The organism is Paraburkholderia sp. Ac-20342 (assembly GCF_017104985.1).
Classification (GTDB): Bacteria; Pseudomonadota; Gammaproteobacteria; order Burkholderiales; family Burkholderiaceae; genus Paraburkholderia.
On sequence record NZ_JAAGPQ010000125.1, the window covers coordinates 1 to 17,987 of the forward strand.

Annotated in this window: 13 protein-coding genes, 2 tRNA genes and 1 pseudogene; 11 read left to right on the forward strand and 5 right to left on the reverse strand. The window is 65.5% G+C overall.

From position 1 onward, the window contains the following. The first annotated feature begins 137 nt into the window (after positions 1-137). The 3 genes from G3N58_RS31130 (at position 138) to dhaK (ending at position 2,803) form a co-directional block, all read left to right on the forward strand. Positions 138-311 (forward strand): hypothetical protein, encoded by a 174-nt coding sequence (locus tag G3N58_RS31130; protein WP_167048023.1) that lies wholly within the window; start codon positions 138-140, stop codon positions 309-311. 392 nt (positions 312-703) lie between these two features. Continuing rightward, positions 704-780, forward strand: a tRNA-Val gene (locus G3N58_RS31135). A gap of 313 nt (positions 781-1,093) precedes the next feature. Continuing rightward, the gene (dhaK, locus tag G3N58_RS31140; protein ID WP_206001095.1) at positions 1,094-2,803 is read left to right on the forward strand and encodes a dihydroxyacetone kinase subunit DhaK; all 1,710 of its coding nucleotides are present in this window, start codon (positions 1,094-1,096) and stop codon (positions 2,801-2,803) included. A 24-nt stretch (positions 2,804-2,827) separates the two neighbouring features. On the opposite strand, the gene G3N58_RS34555 is transcribed toward dhaK, so the two are convergent. The 4 genes from G3N58_RS34555 to selD form a co-directional block, all read right to left on the reverse strand. Further along, entirely contained in the window at positions 2,828-2,962 is a 135-nt protein-coding gene (locus tag G3N58_RS34555; RefSeq protein ID WP_275692079.1) for a hypothetical protein, read from the reverse strand. 26 nt (positions 2,963-2,988) lie between these two features. After that, a complete protein-coding gene (locus G3N58_RS31145; protein WP_206001096.1) occupies positions 2,989-4,044 on the reverse strand; it encodes a permease in 1,056 nt (351 codons plus the stop codon). A 26-nt stretch (positions 4,045-4,070) separates the two neighbouring features. Then, the gene (mnmH, locus tag G3N58_RS31150) at positions 4,071-5,138 is read right to left on the reverse strand and encodes a tRNA 2-selenouridine(34) synthase MnmH (RefSeq protein WP_206001097.1); all 1,068 of its coding nucleotides are present in this window, start codon (positions 5,136-5,138) and stop codon (positions 4,071-4,073) included. A 111-nt stretch (positions 5,139-5,249) separates the two neighbouring features. After that, positions 5,250-6,308 (reverse strand): selenide, water dikinase SelD, encoded by a 1,059-nt coding sequence (gene selD / locus G3N58_RS31155; protein ID WP_206001098.1) that lies wholly within the window; start codon positions 6,306-6,308, stop codon positions 5,250-5,252. 173 nt (positions 6,309-6,481) lie between these two features. Here selD and fdnG point away from each other — a divergent pair, with 173 nt between their 5' ends. From fdnG to G3N58_RS31195, 8 genes are all read left to right on the forward strand, one after another. Next, positions 6,482-9,550, forward strand: coding sequence for a formate dehydrogenase-N subunit alpha (gene fdnG / locus G3N58_RS31160; protein ID WP_206001099.1), 3,069 nt, complete (start codon positions 6,482-6,484; stop codon positions 9,548-9,550). Between the two features lie 9 nt (positions 9,551-9,559). Further along, the gene (gene fdxH, locus G3N58_RS31165) at positions 9,560-10,483 is read left to right on the forward strand and encodes a formate dehydrogenase subunit beta (protein WP_167048042.1); all 924 of its coding nucleotides are present in this window, start codon (positions 9,560-9,562) and stop codon (positions 10,481-10,483) included. Next, complete coding sequence (locus G3N58_RS31170) at positions 10,480-11,136, forward strand: formate dehydrogenase subunit gamma (protein ID WP_167284807.1); 657 nt, start codon at positions 10,480-10,482, stop codon at positions 11,134-11,136. The genes fdxH and G3N58_RS31170 overlap by 4 nt, the downstream gene beginning before the upstream one ends. A gap of 167 nt (positions 11,137-11,303) precedes the next feature. Then, positions 11,304-12,305: a formate dehydrogenase accessory protein FdhE gene (gene fdhE, locus G3N58_RS31175; protein ID WP_206001100.1), complete on the forward strand. Its 1,002-nt coding sequence runs from the start codon at positions 11,304-11,306 to the stop codon at positions 12,303-12,305. A gap of 86 nt (positions 12,306-12,391) precedes the next feature. After that, positions 12,392-13,834, forward strand: coding sequence for an L-seryl-tRNA(Sec) selenium transferase (selA, locus tag G3N58_RS31180; protein WP_206001101.1), 1,443 nt, complete (start codon positions 12,392-12,394; stop codon positions 13,832-13,834). After that, positions 13,831-15,744, forward strand: coding sequence for a selenocysteine-specific translation elongation factor (selB, locus tag G3N58_RS31185; protein ID WP_206001102.1), 1,914 nt, complete (start codon positions 13,831-13,833; stop codon positions 15,742-15,744). The genes selA and selB overlap by 4 nt, the downstream gene beginning before the upstream one ends. A gap of 59 nt (positions 15,745-15,803) precedes the next feature. Then, a tRNA-Sec gene (locus G3N58_RS31190) sits at positions 15,804-15,899 on the forward strand. Between the two features lie 165 nt (positions 15,900-16,064). After that, complete coding sequence (locus tag G3N58_RS31195) at positions 16,065-17,318, forward strand: site-specific integrase (RefSeq protein ID WP_206001103.1); 1,254 nt, start codon at positions 16,065-16,067, stop codon at positions 17,316-17,318. Between the two features lie 132 nt (positions 17,319-17,450). Here G3N58_RS31195 and G3N58_RS34355 read toward each other — a convergent pair. Further along, a pseudogene (locus G3N58_RS34355) lies at positions 17,451-17,543 on the reverse strand (IS5/IS1182 family transposase); the annotation flags it as partial. Positions 17,544-17,987 lie beyond the last annotated feature (444 nt).

Consider the following 17,987-nt stretch of genomic DNA (forward strand, 5'->3'; position numbering starts at 1 on the left):
TGTCGGACGGCACGTACGACACGATAGTTTTGCTCGAAGAAAGGTTGCGAGAACCTCGAAGGCATCGCCAGCGGGCCGTTGTGCGATCCGCAGGCCGTCGTTGCGCTGATAGCGGCGGGCGTTGACAGCATGGCACCGTGACCATCGGCAACAAGCTCACGGGCGACGCGCGGAGGCTGCGCCCACCGCTCGCAGTGACGGGCATCGTGCGCGCGCTGACCGACGGCGAACACGCGATCAGCGCTCCAACCTGCACCGGGCCACGCGCGTTCATCGCGCCTGCCGAGCGATACGCGACACCGGCACCGTGAAGCTTGTCGTTACCGGGCACACACATGAATGAGCCAGGTGATCGCTGCATGTCTGAAAGCGGTCGATATCGATCCGCGTCGCGCGCGTTTCCTGCCGCTCAGATCACACAGGTATTGCAGCCCGGTTCTCGTGCCGATTGCCGCAGCACTCGTCGAATACGATCGCCGCCGCATCACGCGTTCGGACTACGGCCTCTCTTCCGGTTCGAGCCTATGCCGCGGCCGGTTTATCCGCTCGATACGCAGACCGCGCGAACGTACCAATGCGTCACGCCTGTCGTTCAGGCGGCTCACCACGAACAGCACCACACACACGACGCAACGTACCGCGCGATAAATTGCGCGGAGGGCTTGTGCGGTGCGCAAGGAGTCTCTATAATTCGCGCCTCTAAAGGCTCGTAGCTCAGTTGGTTAGAGCACCACCTTGACATGGTGGGGGTCGTTGGTTCGAATCCAATCGAGCCTACCAACGCATCTGTGGCGTAGACGAAAGCGGTTCCGCTTTCGTCTACGCTCCTGTCAATTCAGGCAGCAGCAGGCCTCGTAATCTTTCGGTAGTTTCTCGAATCCGCAGTACATCCCCCCGTTTTCTTTGCTTGCATGCGACTCGGCGCCAGCACAAGTAACGCATAGCGAGTACTTCGGTGCACCCGCACCAGCGCTTCACCGTATCGCGTCGTCTTGCGCCAATGCGCGGTACAGTTAGGCTTCGTGCTTTCGTCACCGACTCAACTGCCGTCCGCCTGCATGCGATGCCGGCAGCTTCACAGGGAGCTGACGCAATGAAGAAGCTCATCAACGACGTGTCCACCGTGGTCCCCGACATGCTCGACGGACTCGTGGCGCTCAATCCTCATCTTTCGCTCCTGCAGGGCGGCACGATCGTCGTGCGCGCCGATGCCGAAGCCGTGGCCGCGCGCGGCGAAGTCGCGTTGATCTCGGGTGGCGGCTCGGGTCACGAGCCCGCGCACGGCGGCTATGTGGGCCACGGCATGCTGAGCGCGGCGGTGGCCGGCGAGGTGTTCACGTCGCCGTCGACAGATGCCGTGCTCGACGCGATACGCGCGGTGGCCGGCCCCGCGGGCGTGTTGCTGATCGTGAAGAACTACACGGGCGACCGTTTCAACTTCGGCCTCGCCGCCGAGATTGCGCGCGCCGAGGGCATCCCCGTCGACATGGTGATCGTCGCCGACGACGTCGCGCTGACCGCGCGTGGCGATCACGCCGGCCGTCGCGGACTCGCGGGCACGGTGCTGGTTCACAAGATCGCCGGCGCGGCGGCCGCGCGCGGCATGCCGCTCGCCGAGGTCGCGCGGATCGCACGCGAGACGGCTGCGTCGCTCGGCACGATGGGCGTCGCGCTGACGCCATGCACAGTGCCGGCAGCGGGCAAGCCGGGCTTCGAGCTGGCCGACGGCGAAATCGAATGGGGCCTCGGCATTCACGGCGAACCGGGCGTCGCGCGCGGCATGCTCGAGCCGGCCGAGGCGATCGTCGGCAAGCTGCTTGCGAAGATCGTCGACGATCTTGTATTGCAGGCAGGCGAGCGCGTGACGCTGCTCGTGAACAACCTCGGCGGCACGCCGTCGAGCGAATTGAACGTGGTGGCCGGCGTCGCGTTGCGCGAGCTGGACAGGCGAGGCATCAAGGTCGAGCGCGCATGGGCCGGCACGTTCCTGAGCGCACTGGAAATGGCCGGCGTCTCGCTGACGCTGCTGCGCGTGGACGACGAGCGGCTTGCGTGGCTCGATGCGGCCGCGCACACGAGCGCATGGCCCGCGTTGAGTGGCCGCGTCGCGCAGGTGTCCGTACGATCCGCGCCCGCCGCGCCGCAACAGGCGAGCGGCGCGACGCTCGCGCGCGAGGCCACGCTGCGTCGGGTGATCGAAGCCGTTTGCGCGTGTCTGCTCGAAGCGGAGCCGACGCTAACCGGGATGGATCAGCGCGTCGGCGATGGCGATCTCGGCATCAGCCTCGCGCGCGGCGCCCGCGCCGTGCAGCACGAACTCGATTCGTATGCGGCGGAGTCGTCCCCGGGGGCCGTGTTGCGCGGCATGTCCGCGACGTTGCGGCGCGTGGTCGGCGGCACGTCGGGGCCGCTGTACGCGGTGATGCTGCTGCGTGCGGCGGCCGCGCTCGAATCGTCGGGCGCGCCTACGGCGCAGCAGTGGGCGGCGGCCTTCAGCGCGGGTGTCGATGGATTGATGGAACTGGGTGGCGCGAAGCCCGGCGACCGCACGATGGTCGATGCGCTCAAGCCCGCCGCCGATGCGTTGCACGGTGCGCTCGCGCTAGCGGTGACGACGGATGCTGCCTTGAACGCGGCCGTCGCCGCAGCGGTCGACGGCACTTCGCGCACCGCATCGATGCATCCGCGCCGTGGGCGTTCGAGCTATGTCGGCGAGCGCGCGCTCGGTTACGCGGACCCGGGCGCGCATGCAGTGGCGCTGTGGCTCGCCGCGATTCGCGAGGCGCTGGCCGGTCGAGCGTAGGGTGGGCGCAGACCGCAAACCCCCTTACGGCCGCAGCAGATCGAATCCCGCCAGCACCACGACGCCGCTCAACGCGATCAGCACCACCGAGTGCTGCCCGCTATACAGCAGCCCGGCAGCCGACCAGCAGGTCACGGCGAATGCGGCGATACGTTTCATCGTTCGGCAGAGCAGGCAACGCCGCTTCAGAACCCCAACGCCACGGCCAGCAAGCCACTTACGACTCCGCACAGCGCGACCGCCACCGCGACCACGGTCAGCACGCGCTTCGGAAACGAGCGCGACAGCATCGCGAGCGACGGCACGCTGACGAGCGGCAGCGTCATCAGCAGCGCGCCGGCGGGGCCCGCCGCCATGCCGAACGACAGCATCGCCTGAATGATCGGCACTTCGCCGGCGGTCGGAATCACGAACAGCGTGCCGGCAATCGAGAGCGCGATGATCCACAAGAGGCTGTTGTCGATGTCCGGTCCGATGTGCGGAAACAGCCACGCGCGCGCCGCGCCGAGCACCAGCACGAGCACGATGTACTCGGGCACGAGGCGCAGCGTCATCCGGCCGAGAATCTTGATCCAGCGCGTGAGCGCGGTGCCCGGATCGTCGCGGCTGATCAGCTCGGCCACGGCCGCCTGCGACGCTTGCGCTTCCTGCGGCGTGACCATGCGGTTCACCAGATAGCCGAGGCCGAACACCATCACGAGGCCGAGCGCGAGGCGCAGGCCCATCCACTGCCAGCCGAGCACGAAGCCCATGAAAATCAGCGTGGCCGGATTGAGCGCGGTGTTGCCGAGCCAGAACGCGATCGCCGCGCCCGGCGCCGCCTCGCGCGCCCGCAAACCGGCGACGACCGGCGCCGCGCAGCACGTGCACATCATGCCCGGCAGCGACATCAGGCCGCCCTTCACGACGCTGCCGAAATCGGTGCGGCCGAGCGCGCGCGCGACCCACTGCGGCGGAATCAGCGCCTGCACTGCGGAGCCGAGCAGCAGGCCGAGCACCATGGCCTGCCAGATCGCCTTGCCGTAGGCGAGCGCGTAGTCGATCGCGGCTTGCCACGACGCGGCCGGCGCGCTCGCGGACGAGCCCATCAGGATCGATTTGCCGATCGAGTGCTGGCTCGCGGCGACGAACGCGCGGTTGTAGTACGGGAACCACTTCACATAGAAGAGGCCGATGACGGCGATCAGCAAAAAGACGATCCAGCCGAGCGCGACGCGAGGTTGCCGAAGGGTAGATTGCATGGGGGTCCAGAGGTCGTTCGTTTGGATTAGCCGGCGACGAGCGTTCGGCTTTCGAGCTGCGCGAGCAGCGTTTTTGCCTGCTCGACGACGTCGGCGTCGTTCGGGCGGAAATCGAGTGGCAGCGCGTTCGGCAACTGCTCGAAGTGCTGACCGCTGCTGCGCGCATAGGCGGGGTCGTAATGCCGTTCGATCAGTTCGCCCGCGAGTTCGGCGCGGCGGTTTTCGTCGACGAGCCGCAGCCAGCCCGTCACGCGCTCGCGGCTATGCAGGCCGATCAGCCGTTGCAACTGCGCCTTCAGGTACTCGGGATGGTCGAACAGGTGCGCGTAGTCGTGCAGCAGGAAGGCCGCGCGGTCCTCGCGGCTCGAACGCACCTCGACGCACGCGCCGCGATGGAACGTGTCGAGCAGCGCGAGCGGCAGCGTGATCGAGCCGATGCGGCGGCTTTCCGCCTCGACGAACACCGGCCGGCCCGGGTCGAAACCGCGCAGCGCGGTGACGAGCAGCGTGTCGAAGCGCTTTTGCGACGGCTGCGGCACGCCGGCCCACGCGCCGAGCAGCGAGCCGCGATGCGAGGCGAGCGCTTCGAGGTCGAGCGTCTGCGCGCCCGCCTGCGCGAGCGCCGACAGCAGACGCGTCTTGCCGCTGCCGGTCGGGCCGACCAGCGCGATGTAGCCGAAGGTTTGCGGCAGTGTGTCGAGCGTATCGAGCGTCGCGCGCCGGTAGCTTTTGTAGCCGCCGTCGAGTTGCCGCGCCGGCCAGCCGATCATGTTGAACAGCGTCGTGACCGAGCCCGAGCGCTTGCCGCCGCGCCAGCAGTAGATGAGCGGCCGCCAGCTGCGCGGGCGGTCCGCGAAGGTCGTTTCCAGGTGATGCGCGATGTTGCGCGCGACGAGCGCCGCGCCGAGCCGCGTGCCCTCGAAGGGCGAGACCTGCTTGTAGGTCGTGCCGACCAGCACGCGTTCCTCGTTGCTCAGCACCGGCGCGCTGATGGCGCCCGGAATATGGTCTTCCGCGAACTCGAGCGGGGTGCGTACGTCGACGATTTCATCGAAATCGCCGGCTTTGTCGAGCGTGACGAGAAGATTTTTCAAGGGAATAGGGACGAAGCGGACGGCGGGAAGAGCGAAATTATCGCATGGACGGCCCGGGCGGGCCGCGCCGCTCACCCGCTCCCGGCCGTTTCAGACCCGCTCCAGACCGCGTCAGACCACCTCGACGCGCGCGGCTCCGCTCACCATCTCGCCGATCACGCGCGCCTCGCCGAACCCGTCGGCGTGGAACAGCGCGAGCACTTCGTCGACCGCCTCGGGCGCGCACGACACCAGCAGCCCGCCCGACGTCTGCGGATCGGTCAGCAGCGCGCGGGCGGCCGGCGGCAGCGTCGCGGGCAGCACGACGTCGCGGCCGTACGCGTCCCAGTTGCGGCCCGACGCGCCGGTAAAGATGCCGGCTTCCGCGAGACTCGCGACGTGCGGCAGCCACGGCAGGTCCGCATAGCGCACGCGCGCGGTCAGCTGCGAGCCGCGCGCCAGTTCCAGTGTATGGCCGAGCAGGCCGAAGCCGGTGACGTCGGTCAGCGCATGCACGCCGTCGAGACGGGCCAGCTCCGCGCCCGGGCGGTTCAGCTGGGTGGTCGCGCCGATCATCGCCGCGTAGCCGGCCGCGTCGAGCCGGTCTTTCTTGAGCGCGCCCGACAGAATGCCGACGCCGAGCGGTTTGCCGAGGATCAGCACGTCGCCGGCCCGGCCGCCCGCATTGCGCTTGACGCGCTTCGGATCGACGACGCCAAGCGCGACAAGGCCGTAGATCGGCTCGACCGAATCGATCGAATGGCCGCCCGCGAGCGGGATGCCGGCATCGGCGCAGACCGATTCGCCGCCTTTCAGCACGGCCGCGATCACGTCGTGCGGCAGCACGTTGATCGGCATGCCGACGATCGCCAGCGCCATGATCGGCTTGCCGCCCATCGCGTAGACGTCGGACAGCGCGTTGGTCGCGGCGATGCGGCCGAAGTCGAACGGATCGTCGACGATCGGCATGAAGAAGTCGGTGGTCGCGACGATCGCCTGCTCGTCGTTGAGCCGGTAGACGGCGGCGTCGTCGGCGGTGTCGTTGCCGACCAGCAGGTCGGGGAAGAACGGCAGCGGGGCGCTGCGTCTGAGCAGGTCGGCGAGCAGGCCGGGGGCGATCTTGCAGCCGCAGCCGCCGCCATGCGACAGGCTCGTGAGGCGGGGCGGCTGGTTTGCTTGGGCTTGGGTCATGAGGGCGCGGGGTCCGGGGCTTCGAATCACCGCATTATGAAGCCTGTGCCGGCACCGTGCAGCGCCGCGGGGCGCCGGTTCGGCCCGCGCGGAGCGTGGCTGACGATCTCGCTGCAGGTCGCGAAACCGGCATCTATAATCAAATTTGTCCCCAAAAGAGCCGAGGCCATTCAATGACCCAGATGACCCGGCGACAATTCCTGAAGGTCTCCGCCACCACGCTTGCCGGATCGAGCCTCGCCCTGATGGGCTTCTCGCCGACCCCCGCGCTGGCCGAAGTCCGTCAGTACAAATTGTCGCGCACAACCGAAACCCGCAACACCTGCCCGTACTGCTCGGTGGGCTGCGGCATCCTCATGTACGGACTCGGCGACGGCGCGAAGAACGCGAAGTCGAGCATCATCCACATCGAGGGCGACCCCGACCATCCGGTCAATCGCGGCACGCTGTGCCCGAAGGGGGCGAGCCTGATCGATTTCATCCATAGCGAAAGCCGCCTGCATTACCCCGAGTACCGCGCGCCCGGCTCGAACGAGTGGAAACGCATGTCGTGGCAGGACGCGCTCGACCGCATCGCGAAGCTCATGAAGGAAGACCGCGACGCGAACTTCGTCGAGACGACCGCGGACGGCAAGAAGGTCAACCGCTGGCTGACCACCGGCATGCTGGCGGCATCGGCCGGCAGCAACGAAGTCGGTTATCTGACGCACAAGGCTGTCCGCAGCCTTGGCATGCTCGCATTCGACAATCAGGCGCGTGTCTGACATGGCCCGACGGTGGCAGGTCTTGCCCCGACGTTTGGCCGTGGAGCGATGACGAACCATTGGGTCGACATCAGAAACGCGGATGTGATTCTCGTGATGGGCGGCAATGCGGCCGAGGCGCACCCGTGCGGTTTCAAATGGGTCACCGAAGCCAAGGCGCACCGCAAGGCGCGTCTGATCGTGGTCGACCCGCGCTTTACGCGCACGGCTTCGGTCGCGGACTACTACGCACCGATCCGCACCGGCTCGGACATTACGTTCCTTGGCGGGGTAATCAATTACCTGCTGACGAACGACAAGATCCAGCACGAGTACGTGAAGAACTACACGGACATGTCGTTCATCGTCCGTGAAGATTTCGCCTTCAACGACGGTCTCTATTCCGGCTACGATGCCGACAAGCGCAGCTACGACAAGACCTCGTGGGACTACGAGCGCGGCGCCGACGGCTTCGTCAAGGTCGATCCGACGCTGCAGGACCCGCGCTGCGTCTATCAGCTGATGAAGCAGCACTACTCGCGCTACACGCCCGAGCAGGTCGAGAAAATCTGCGGCACGCCGAAGGAGAAGTTCCTGCACGTGTGCGAGATGCTCGCCTCGACGGCGGTGCCCGGACGCGCCGGCACGATCATGTACGCGCTCGGCTGGACGCATCACTCGGTCGGCTCGCAGATCATCCGCACCGGCGCGATGGTGCAATTGCTGCTTGGCAACATCGGCATCGCGGGCGGCGGCATGAACGCGCTGCGCGGCCACTCGAACATCCAGGGCCTGACGGACCTCGGCCTGATGTCGAACCTGCTGCCGGGCTACATGACGCTGCCGATGGAAGCGGAGCAGGACTTCGACGCCTATATCGCGAAGCGCGCCACGCAGCCGCTGCGGCCGAACCAGTTGAGCTACTGGCGCAACTATCGCGCGTTCCACGTCAGTTTCATGAAGTCGTGGTGGGGCGACAAGGCGAGCGCCGACAACAACTTCGGCTACGACTATCTGCCGAAGCTCGACAAGTCCTACGACATGCTGCAGGTCTTCGAGCTGATGAACCAGGGCAAGATGACCGGCTATATCGCGCAGGGCTTCAACCCGCTCGCCGCAGCGCCGAACAAGGCGAAGATCGGCGCGAGCCTGGCCAGGCTCAAGTGGCTTGTCATCATGGACCCGCTCGCGACCGAAACCTCCGAGTTCTGGAAGAACCACGGCGCGTTCAACGACGTCGATTCGGCATCGATCCAGACCGAGGTGTTCCGTCTGCCGACCACTTGCTTCGCCGAAGAGCGCGGTTCGCTCGTCAGTTCGAGCCGCGTGCTGCAATGGCACTGGCAGGGCGCGGACGGCCCCGGCGAGGCGAAGAGCGATCTCGAGATCATGTCGGGGCTGTGGCTGCGCATCCGCGAGGCGTATCGCAAGGACGGCGGCAAGTATCCCGATCCGATCCTCAACATGAGCTGGCCGTATTCGAACCCGGAAAGCCCGACGCCCGAAGAACTCGCGATGGAGTTCAATGGCAAGGCGCTCGCCGACGTCACCGATCCGACGGATAAGACCAAGGTGCTCGCGAAGAAGGGCGAACAGCTCGCGGGCTTCGCCTTGCTGCGCGACGACGGCAGCACCGCGAGCGGCTGCTGGATCTTCTGCGGCTCGTGGACCCAGGCGGGCAACCAGATGGGCCGCCGCGACAACTCGGACCCGACCGGCATCGGCAATACGCTGAACTGGGCGTGGGCATGGCCCGCGAACCGGCGCGTGCTGTACAACCGCGCGTCGTGCGACGTGAACGGCAAGCCGTTCGATCCGACTCGCAAGCTGATCGCGTGGAACGGCAGCAGCTGGTCGGGTGCCGACGTGCCGGACTTCAAGATCGACGAGCCGCCTGAAAACGGCATGAATCCGTTCATCATGAATCCGGAAGGCGTCGCGCGGTTCTTCGCGCGCGACGGTCTCGTCGAGGGGCCGTTCCCCGAGCACTACGAGCCGTTCGAAACGCCGCTCGGCTACAACCCGCTGCATCCGGGCAACAAGGCGGTCGTCAGCAATCCGGCGGCCCGCGTGTTCCCGGACGACCAGGCCGCGTTCGGCACGCACGAGAACTTCCCGCATACGGCGACGACCTACCGGCTCACCGAGCATTTCCATTACTGGACCAAGCACGCGCGCCTGAACTCGATCATCCAGCCGGAGCAGTTCGTGGAGATCGGCGAAGACCTCGCGAAGGAAGTCGGCGTGGTGGCCGGCGACCGCATCAAGGTCAGTTCGAACCGCGGGCATGTGATTGCCGTGGCGCTCGTCACGAAGCGCATCAAACCGCTGATGATCGAGGGGAAAAAGGTTCAGACAGTCGGCCTGCCGTTGCATTGGGGCTTCAAGGGGCTCACGAGGCCGGGCTATCTCGTCAATACGCTGACGCCTTCCGTGGGCGACGGGAATTCGCAGACACCGGAATTCAAGTCGTTCCTCGTCAAGGTCGAAAAGGCATAAGGAAAAGAGATGGCACTGCAATCACTAGACATCAGACGTATCTCGGCCACGACCGTGCCCGCGCCGCAGGTGCGCGAGCCGGTCACGGGCTCGGTCGCCAAGCTCATCGACGTGTCGAAGTGCATCGGCTGCAAGGCGTGTCAGACGGCCTGCATGGAGTGGAACGACCTGCGCGACGAGATCGGCCACAACGTGGGCGTCTACGACAATCCGGCCGACCTGAGCGAGCATTCGTGGACCGTCATGCGCTTTTCGGAGCACGAGAACGACGCCGGCGATCTCGAATGGCTGATCCGCAAGGACGGCTGCATGCACTGCGAGGACCCAGGCTGCCTGAAGGCCTGTCCGTCGCCGGGCGCGATCGTGCAGTACACGAACGGCATTGTCGATTTCCACGAGGAAAACTGCATCGGCTGCGGCTACTGCATCACCGGCTGTCCGTTCAACGTGCCGCGTCTGTCGAAGAAGGATCACCGCGCGTACAAGTGCACGCTGTGCTCGGACCGCGTGGCGGTCGGCCAGGAGCCCGCGTGCGTGAAGACCTGCCCGACCGGCGCGATCATGTTCGGCACCAAGGAGGACATGAAGCAGCAGGCCGAGGATCGCATCGAGGACCTGAAAGACCGCGGTTTCCAGAACGCGGGCCTGTACGATCCGGCGGGCGTCGGCGGCACGCACGTGATGTACGTGCTGCATCATGCCGACCGGCCTTCGCTGTATCACGGCTTGCCGGACAATCCGCGCATCAGTCCGATGGTCAAGCTGTGGAAGGGTATCGCGAAGCCGCTCGCGCTGGCCGGCATGGCGCTCGCGGCGGTGGCCGGCTTCTTCCACTACACGCGCGTCGGGCCGAACGAGGTGAGCGAGGCCGACGAAGCCGAGGCCAGTCAGGAAGCCGATGAAGCACGCCGTTCGCAGGAGGACGCGCAATGAAACACTTCGAGCATACCGTGCTGACCGACGCGAAGGGCAACCGCCTGATCGTGCGCTACACGCCGAACGAGCGCACCAATCACTGGATCACCGCGATCGCGTTCGTGCTGCTCGCGCTGTCCGGCCTCGCGATGTTTCATCCGGCGATGTCGTTTCTGTATTTCGTGCTCGGCGGCGGGCAATGGACGCGGATTCTGCATCCGTTCGTCGGCTGCGTGATGTTCATCTCGTTCCTGATACTGGCGCTGCGTTTCTGGCATCACAACTATCTCGACCGGGCGGACATCCAGTGGATGCGGCAGATCGACGACGTGCTGAACAATCGCGAGGAAAAGCTCCCCGCGATCGGACGCTACAACGCCGGCCAGAAGCTGCTGTTCTTCGTAATGGTGGTCTGCCTCGTGCTGCTGCTCGCGAGCGGCATCGTGATCTGGCGGCGCTACTTCTCGCTCTATTTCCCGATCGGGGTGATCCGGCTCGCGGCGCTCGTGCATGCGGCGGCGGCGTTCGTGCTGATCGTCGGCATCATCGTGCATGTCTATGCGGCGCTGTGGGTCAAGGGCTCGATCGGCGCGATGACGCGCGGCACCGTCACGTATGGCTGGGCACGCAAGCATCATCCGAACTGGTTCCGGGAAACGATCGGCAAGTGAGTGGCAAGTGAGTAGCCAACGCGTGGCCGACGAGCCGCGAATAAGCAACGGATAAACGCGGATAAACCGCAATCGAGGCGCGTTTCGCCGCGCCGTTCGCAGCGCACCGGGCCGCCGCTCCCCGTCGATGACGGGCGGCGGCCCTTCAGTTTTCAGAGGTCGACACCTTGGTTCAACGCATTCTCGAAGCCGGCGACATCGAATCGCTCGATCACACGGCGATCCCCCGCATCCGCATGCCCGAGCGGCTCGCCGTGTTCGCGCCGCGCGCCGCGCGTCTGCGGCAACTCGCGGCACTCAACAATCCGATCGCCGGCTATCTGCGCCTGATGGCCGTGCTCGCCGACGCGCAGCAGGCCGTGATCGCGACCTTCAAGGCGCAGCCGCCGAGCGCCGAGCTGATCGCGAGCGCGCAGCAGCATTCGATGCCGCTGATCCCGGCGTTTTCCGGCGTGCGCGATCCCGCGTGGCAGGACGTGCTGCGCCAGTTGCTCGACAAGGTCGAAGCGGCCGGTCCGCTCACGCCGCCGCTCGCCGCGCTGATCGCGCGGCTGCGCACGCTCGATGCCGCCGTGCTCGACATTCAGGCCGACGCGATCTTCGCGCAGCGCTTCGAGGACGTCGATCCGGCGAGCGCGCCGTTCATCATGGCCGCGCTGCAGGTCGTGTGGACCGACCTCGCCGCCGACATCGACAAACGCGCGGTGCCCTACGTCGAGACGCCGGGGCTGTGTCCCGTGTGCGGCTCGCATCCGGTCGCGAGCACGGTGCGCGTGGGCGGCGCCTACGACAACTACCGCTATCTGCAATGCGGGCTCTGCGCGACTGAATGGCACATGGTGCGCGCCAAATGCTCGAACTGCGATTCGACCAAGGGCATCGCCTATCACGTGGTCGGCTCGCCCGATGCCGACGCGGCCGCGCGCGAGGCCGAATCGAAACATGCCTCGCTGAAGGCGGAGTCGTGCGACGAATGCCATACTTACCGCAAGATCGGCTTTCTGGCGAAAGACTTCGACTTCGATCCGTTCGCGGACGATCTCGCAAGCCTCACGCTCGATCTGCTGATGGGCGCGGAAGGCTATCGGCGCGCGTCGCCGCATCCGTGGCTGTGGCCGGAGCAGAGCGCCGGCGCGGCCGAGCCGGACAGCGGCGCATCGGCGGAATAGGTAACGGCGAGGCAACAGCGAGGCAGCCGCCAGGCCGCAACCAGTCAGCAGCTTGGCGCAAGTTCAAAACGACACAAGGATTGCCCGTGAGCGATGTGAGCGGCTCGGAATTGCGCGCGCTGATGGCGCGCGTGCCGTCGGTGGAAAAGGTCATGGCGTCGGAGCCATTCGCGGCGCTCGTGAGCGAATACGGACGCACCCAGGTGCTCAACGCGCTGCGCGCCGCGCTCGATGCCTGGCGGCTGCACGCGCAATCGGGCCACGCGGCCGATAATCCGCCGCTCGGCGCGCTCGATACCGGGCAATTGCAGGGCACGGTCGAAGCGGCGCTGCGCGCGCGCAACGCGCCGCGTCTGCGCAGCGTGTTCAATCTCACCGGCACGGTGCTGCACACGAACCTCGGCCGCGCGCTGTTGCCCGACGAAGCGGTGCGCGCCGTGATGAGCGCGCTCACGCAGCCGGCGAATCTCGAATTCGATCTCGCCACCGGCAAGCGCGGCGACCGCGACGATCTGATCGACGAACTGATCTGCGAGCTGACCGGCGCCGAAGCCTCGACCGTGGTCAACAACAACGCGGCCGCGGTGCTGCTCACGCTGTCCGCGCTGGCGGCGAAGAAGGAAGTCGTGGTGTCGCGCGGCGAACTCGTCGAAATCGGCGGTGCGTTTCGCATTCCCGACATCATGAGCCGCGCGGGCGCGAAGCTGCGCGAAGTCGGCACGACGAACCGCACGCATCTGAAGGACTACGACGAAGCGATCAACGCACGCACCGCGCTGCTGATGAAAGTCCACGCGAGCAATTACGCGATCAGCGGCTTCACGAAGGAAGCCAGCCTCGCGGAAATCGCGCCGCTCGCGCATGCGCGCGGTCTCGCGGTCGCCGTCGATCTCGGCAGCGGCACGCTCGTCGATCTCAGCGAATGGGGCTTGCCGCGCGAGCCGACCGTGCGCGAGACCGTCGAGGCCGGCGCCGACGTCGTCACGTTCAGCGGCGACAAACTGCTCGGCGGCCCGCAAGCCGGGTTGATCGTCGGGCGGCGCGATCTGATCGCGAAGATCAAGAAGCATCCGCTAAAGCGCGCGCTGCGCGTCGGCAAGCTCACGCTCGCGGCGCTGGAACCGGTGTTGCAGCTGTATCGCGCGCCGGAGAAGCTGACCGAGCGGCTCACCACGCTGCGCCTGCTTACGCGGGCCGCCGACGAGATTCACGGCGCCGCGCAACGCGTGCAGCCGGCGTTGCAGCAGGCGCTCGGCGCGCGCTACACGGTGAGCGCCGAGCCGATGTTCAGCCAGATCGGCAGCGGCGCGTTGCCGGTCGACGTGCTGCCGAGCTATGGGCTCGTCGTCAGGCTGGCGGACGGCAAGCGCGGCGGCCGGCAACTGCTCGCGCTCGAAAAGCAGTTGCGCGAGATGGCGCGGCCGGTGATCGGCCGGATCGCGGACGACGCGTTGCGTCTCGATCTGCGCTGCCTCGAAGCGGGCGACGAGGCGCAACTGATCGCGCAACTGAAGGGCCAGCACGCATGATCGTCGGCACGGCGGGGCATATCGATCACGGCAAAACGAGTCTCGTGAAGGCGCTGACGGGCGTCGATACGGACCGCCTCAAGGAAGAAAAAGCGCGCGGCATTTCGATCGAACTCGGCTATGCGTACGTGCCGCTCGAAAACGGCGACGTGCTCGGTCTGATCGACGTGCCGGGTCACGAAAAGCTCGTGCATACGATGACAGCCGGCGCGAGCGGCATCGACTTCGCGCTGCTCGTGATCGCCGCCGACGACGGCGTGATGCCGCAAACGCGCGAGCATCTGGCGATCGTCGAACTGCTCGGCATCAAACGCGGCGCAATTGCGCTGACGAAGGTCGATCGCGTCGATGCGCAGCGTCTGCAGGATGCGCATGCGGAAGTGGCGGCGTTCGTCGGCGGCAGCGTGCTGGGCGATGCGCCCGTCTTCGACACCTGCGCGACGCGCGCGGACGACGCGGGCGTGGCCGCGCTGAATGCGTATCTGCGCGAGCAGGCCGCGGCATGGCGCATGAAGCGCGACGACGGGCTGTTCCGTCTCGCCGTCGATCGCGTGTTCACGCTGGCAGGGCAGGGCACGATCGTTACCGGGACCGTGGTGGCGGGCAGCGTGAGCGTCGGCGAGACGATGCTGCTCGCGCCGAAGAACGAGCCCGTGCGCGTGCGCAGCATTCACGCGCAGAATCGTCCCGCCGAAACCGGCCGCGCCGGCGAGCGCTGCGCGTTGAATCTCGCGGGCATCGAGAAGAGCGCGATCGATCGCGGCGACTGGATCGTCGATGCGCGTTTGTCGCAAGCGAGCGAGCGCATCGACGTGATGCTGACGCTGCTCGCCGACGCGCCGCATGCGTTCGAACATTGGACGCCGCTGCACGTGCATCTCGGCACGCAGCATCAGGTCGCGCACGTCGCGCTGCTCGACGGCGACACGCTCGGCGCGGGACAGTGTGCGCGCGTGCAACTGGTGTTCGAGCGGCCGCTGTGCGCGGTGCCCGGTGATCGCTTCGTCGTGCGCAATGCGCAGGCCAATCGCACGGTGGGCGGCGGCCATGTGCTCGATCCGTTCGCGCCCGCGCGCAAGCGGCGCGCGGCGGAACGGCTCGCGTGGCTCGATGCCATCGAAACGATGCTCGACACCGGCTCGCTCGATGCGCTGTTTGCGTGCGCGCCGCGCGGCCTGTCGCGCACGCTGCTCGAACGTCTGACGGGCAGGCCCACCGCCGCGCTCGCGTTGCCGGCCGATACGCGCACGATCGAATTGCCGGGGCACGATGCCTTGCTGTTTGCGGGCGCGGCATGGGACGCGCTTGCCGAACGATTGACGGGGGCGCTTGCGCAATATCACGAACGCTCGCCCGACGAACTCGGCCCGGACGTGTCGCGCCTGCGGCGCATCGCGGCGCCGCTCGTCGACGATGTGCTGTGGCGCGCGCTGGTGGACGCTGCGGCCGCGCGTGGCGAGATCGTCAAACGCGGACCGTGGCTGCATTTGCCCGGCCACACGGTGACGCTCGACGACGCCGATCGCGCGCTTGCCACCGCGCTGCTGCCCGAGATTGAGGCGGGGCGCTTCGATCCGCCGTGGGTGCGCGATCTCGCGAAGGCACACGGCGTGACCGAGGAGCGCATGCGTCAGTTGCTGCGCAAGCTCGCGCGGCAGGGCGAGCTGTTCCAGGTCGTGCACGATCTGTTCTATCACCAGGATGTGGTTCGCGAACTCGCTGCGATTGCGGCGGTTGAAGCGCGGAAAAACGCGGGCACGGTGGCGGCGGCGCCGTTTCGCGACGTCACCGGACTCGGCAGAAAACGCGCGATCCAGCTTTTGGAGTTCTTCGACCGGGTTGGGTATACTCGCTTCCACCGTGGGTTGCACCTGCTGCGCACGGATAGCCGCTGGCTCGATATGCTTTGAGCGGCGGCGTGCAGTCGATCGATGCTTCATCATCGACTCGTCGTTTTGCAATCACCGAAGGAAGACATTCGCATCCGGTGGTGCGGCTGAGCTTCAAACTCAGTTGAGGGCGTCAGACGCTCTCAGGTCGGTTCGACTCCGGCTGTCTTCCGCCAGATGGTTCTTCCGGGCTATTCCTCTCGCTTCCGCTGACGTTCTCCAGGTCGCTGATTTTAAAGCGATTTGTGGGTAACGACTTGCTTGCGACTACCGTTGACGTCCCGCACAATTTCCTCACGAAGTATGGGTAGCGATGTGGGTTTGTGGGTAGGGAGGGCGACATGGCGGGACGACAGTTGCATCGGCTCAGCGCTCTGCGAGTCGCGAAAGAAGTGACGCCGGGTCATTATGCGGATGGTGGTGGCCTCTACATGCAGATCGCGGACAGCGGTGCGCGGTCATGGGTGTTCCGGTTCAAACTGAACGGGCGTGTACGAGAAATGGGGCTCGGTCCGCTCTCGCGAGTTTCTCTGAGCGAGGCGCGGAAACTGGTCGCGGGGTACCGTGACATGGTCAGAGATCTGATCGATCCCATCCTTGCGCGGCGTGAGCAGCAGCGCAGACAACTGCTGGATATATCGCCGGATGCCAATGTGACGTTTCGTGAAGCCACTGAAGCGTTTATTCGCGCGCATGAACCCCAGTGGCGAAATCGCAAGCATGTCCAGCAGTGGGAAAACACGCTCAAAACGTACGCGTATCCGGTGATCGGTGACGTCCGCGTGCGCGACATCGACACGGCGATGATCGTGCGAATTCTTCAGCCGATCTGGACGAAGAAGGCGGAGACCGCGCGCCGTGTACGCGGTCGCATCAAGGCGATCCTCGATGCAGAAACGGTGCTGGGTCATCGTACTGGCAGCAACCCGGCACGATACGTTGACCATCTGCAGCTTGTGTTGCCGCGGTCGAAGAAGCGCTCTCAGGTGAACCACCATCCCGCATTACCATGGGAGGACCTGCCCGCATTTATCCGTGAGCTTGAGCAGCGTCCCCGGCGTGCGGCGCGCGTATTGCATCTGCTCATTCTCACGGCAACCCGCACGAACGAGGTGCGTTTTGCTCGGTCGGAGGAGTTTGATCTTGCTGCCCGCACATGGTCCATTCCTGCCGATCGTACGAAGAGCGGTCGGCCGCTTCGCGTACCGCTTTGTGACCGCGCTGTCGAAATAGTGTGCAACGCACTACCCAAAGCGAAATACGGTTATCTGTTCCCGGGCTGCAAGGAAGGGCGTCCGTTGTCGAACATGGCGATGCTGACACTTCTGAGACGCATGTCTCGACATGGAATTACCGTGCATGGTTTCCGGTCGACGTTTCGTGACTGGGTTGCTGAATGTACGGATTATCCTGATTCGCTCGCAGAGGAAGCACTGGCTCACGTCATCGTATCGCAGACAGTGGCAGCCTACCGGCGTCGCGATCAGCTCGAACGTCGGCGCCTGATGATGGAAGACTGGGGACTGTATTGCGGTAAAGCGCAGGTAGAGGCTGCGCATATGGCGCCGGCAGTGGCAGAAGCATTCGCTGCGTGATAACGCTTCAAGGCATGGGCGGGCAGACTTCCCGGCCTTTGCATCTTTGACCTACCCGCTATTTTAAGGGGGAGACCATGTCCGGTAATTCAGGGGGCCGTTCCACTAATCCACTCGGCAATCATCCCCAGTGCGCTGGCGACCGTCTTTGGGGGAAGGCGTGAATGCCGGAATCAACGGCTCCAGCGCTACCCTCAGTTCGTTGCTGATTTTGCGTCTTGCCATGCCACCAGGATACGTGACCTATGGATTGATGTCCAAGTTGTGTTAGCCACTCTTAGCCTGCATTGACTTGCGATCTTGAACGGGTGAAATTCCAAAAAAAGCCTTATAGCTTTGAGAAAAATTGGTGACTGAATAGAAACCGCTAGCGATAGAGATATCGAGAATGCTCATGCTTGATTGAATCACCCGCTCGCGCGCACGTCGCAGCCTTACACTAAGGTAATAGTGCTTTATTCCATCTCCTGAATTTTTTGTAAAAATTCGTTGCAGCTGTCGAGGCGAAATCCCAAGCAATCTTGATATCTTTTCACACGAAATAGTCCGGCCTGAATAATTCGTTTTGCGCGGCGTTAGCCCTCATGCCGTGAAGACGACAGTGGTCGAGCGGTTGAGCAAAGCGAACAGAACAAGGGCGCAAAGAAGCCGCAGCTTCCTGAGGATCAT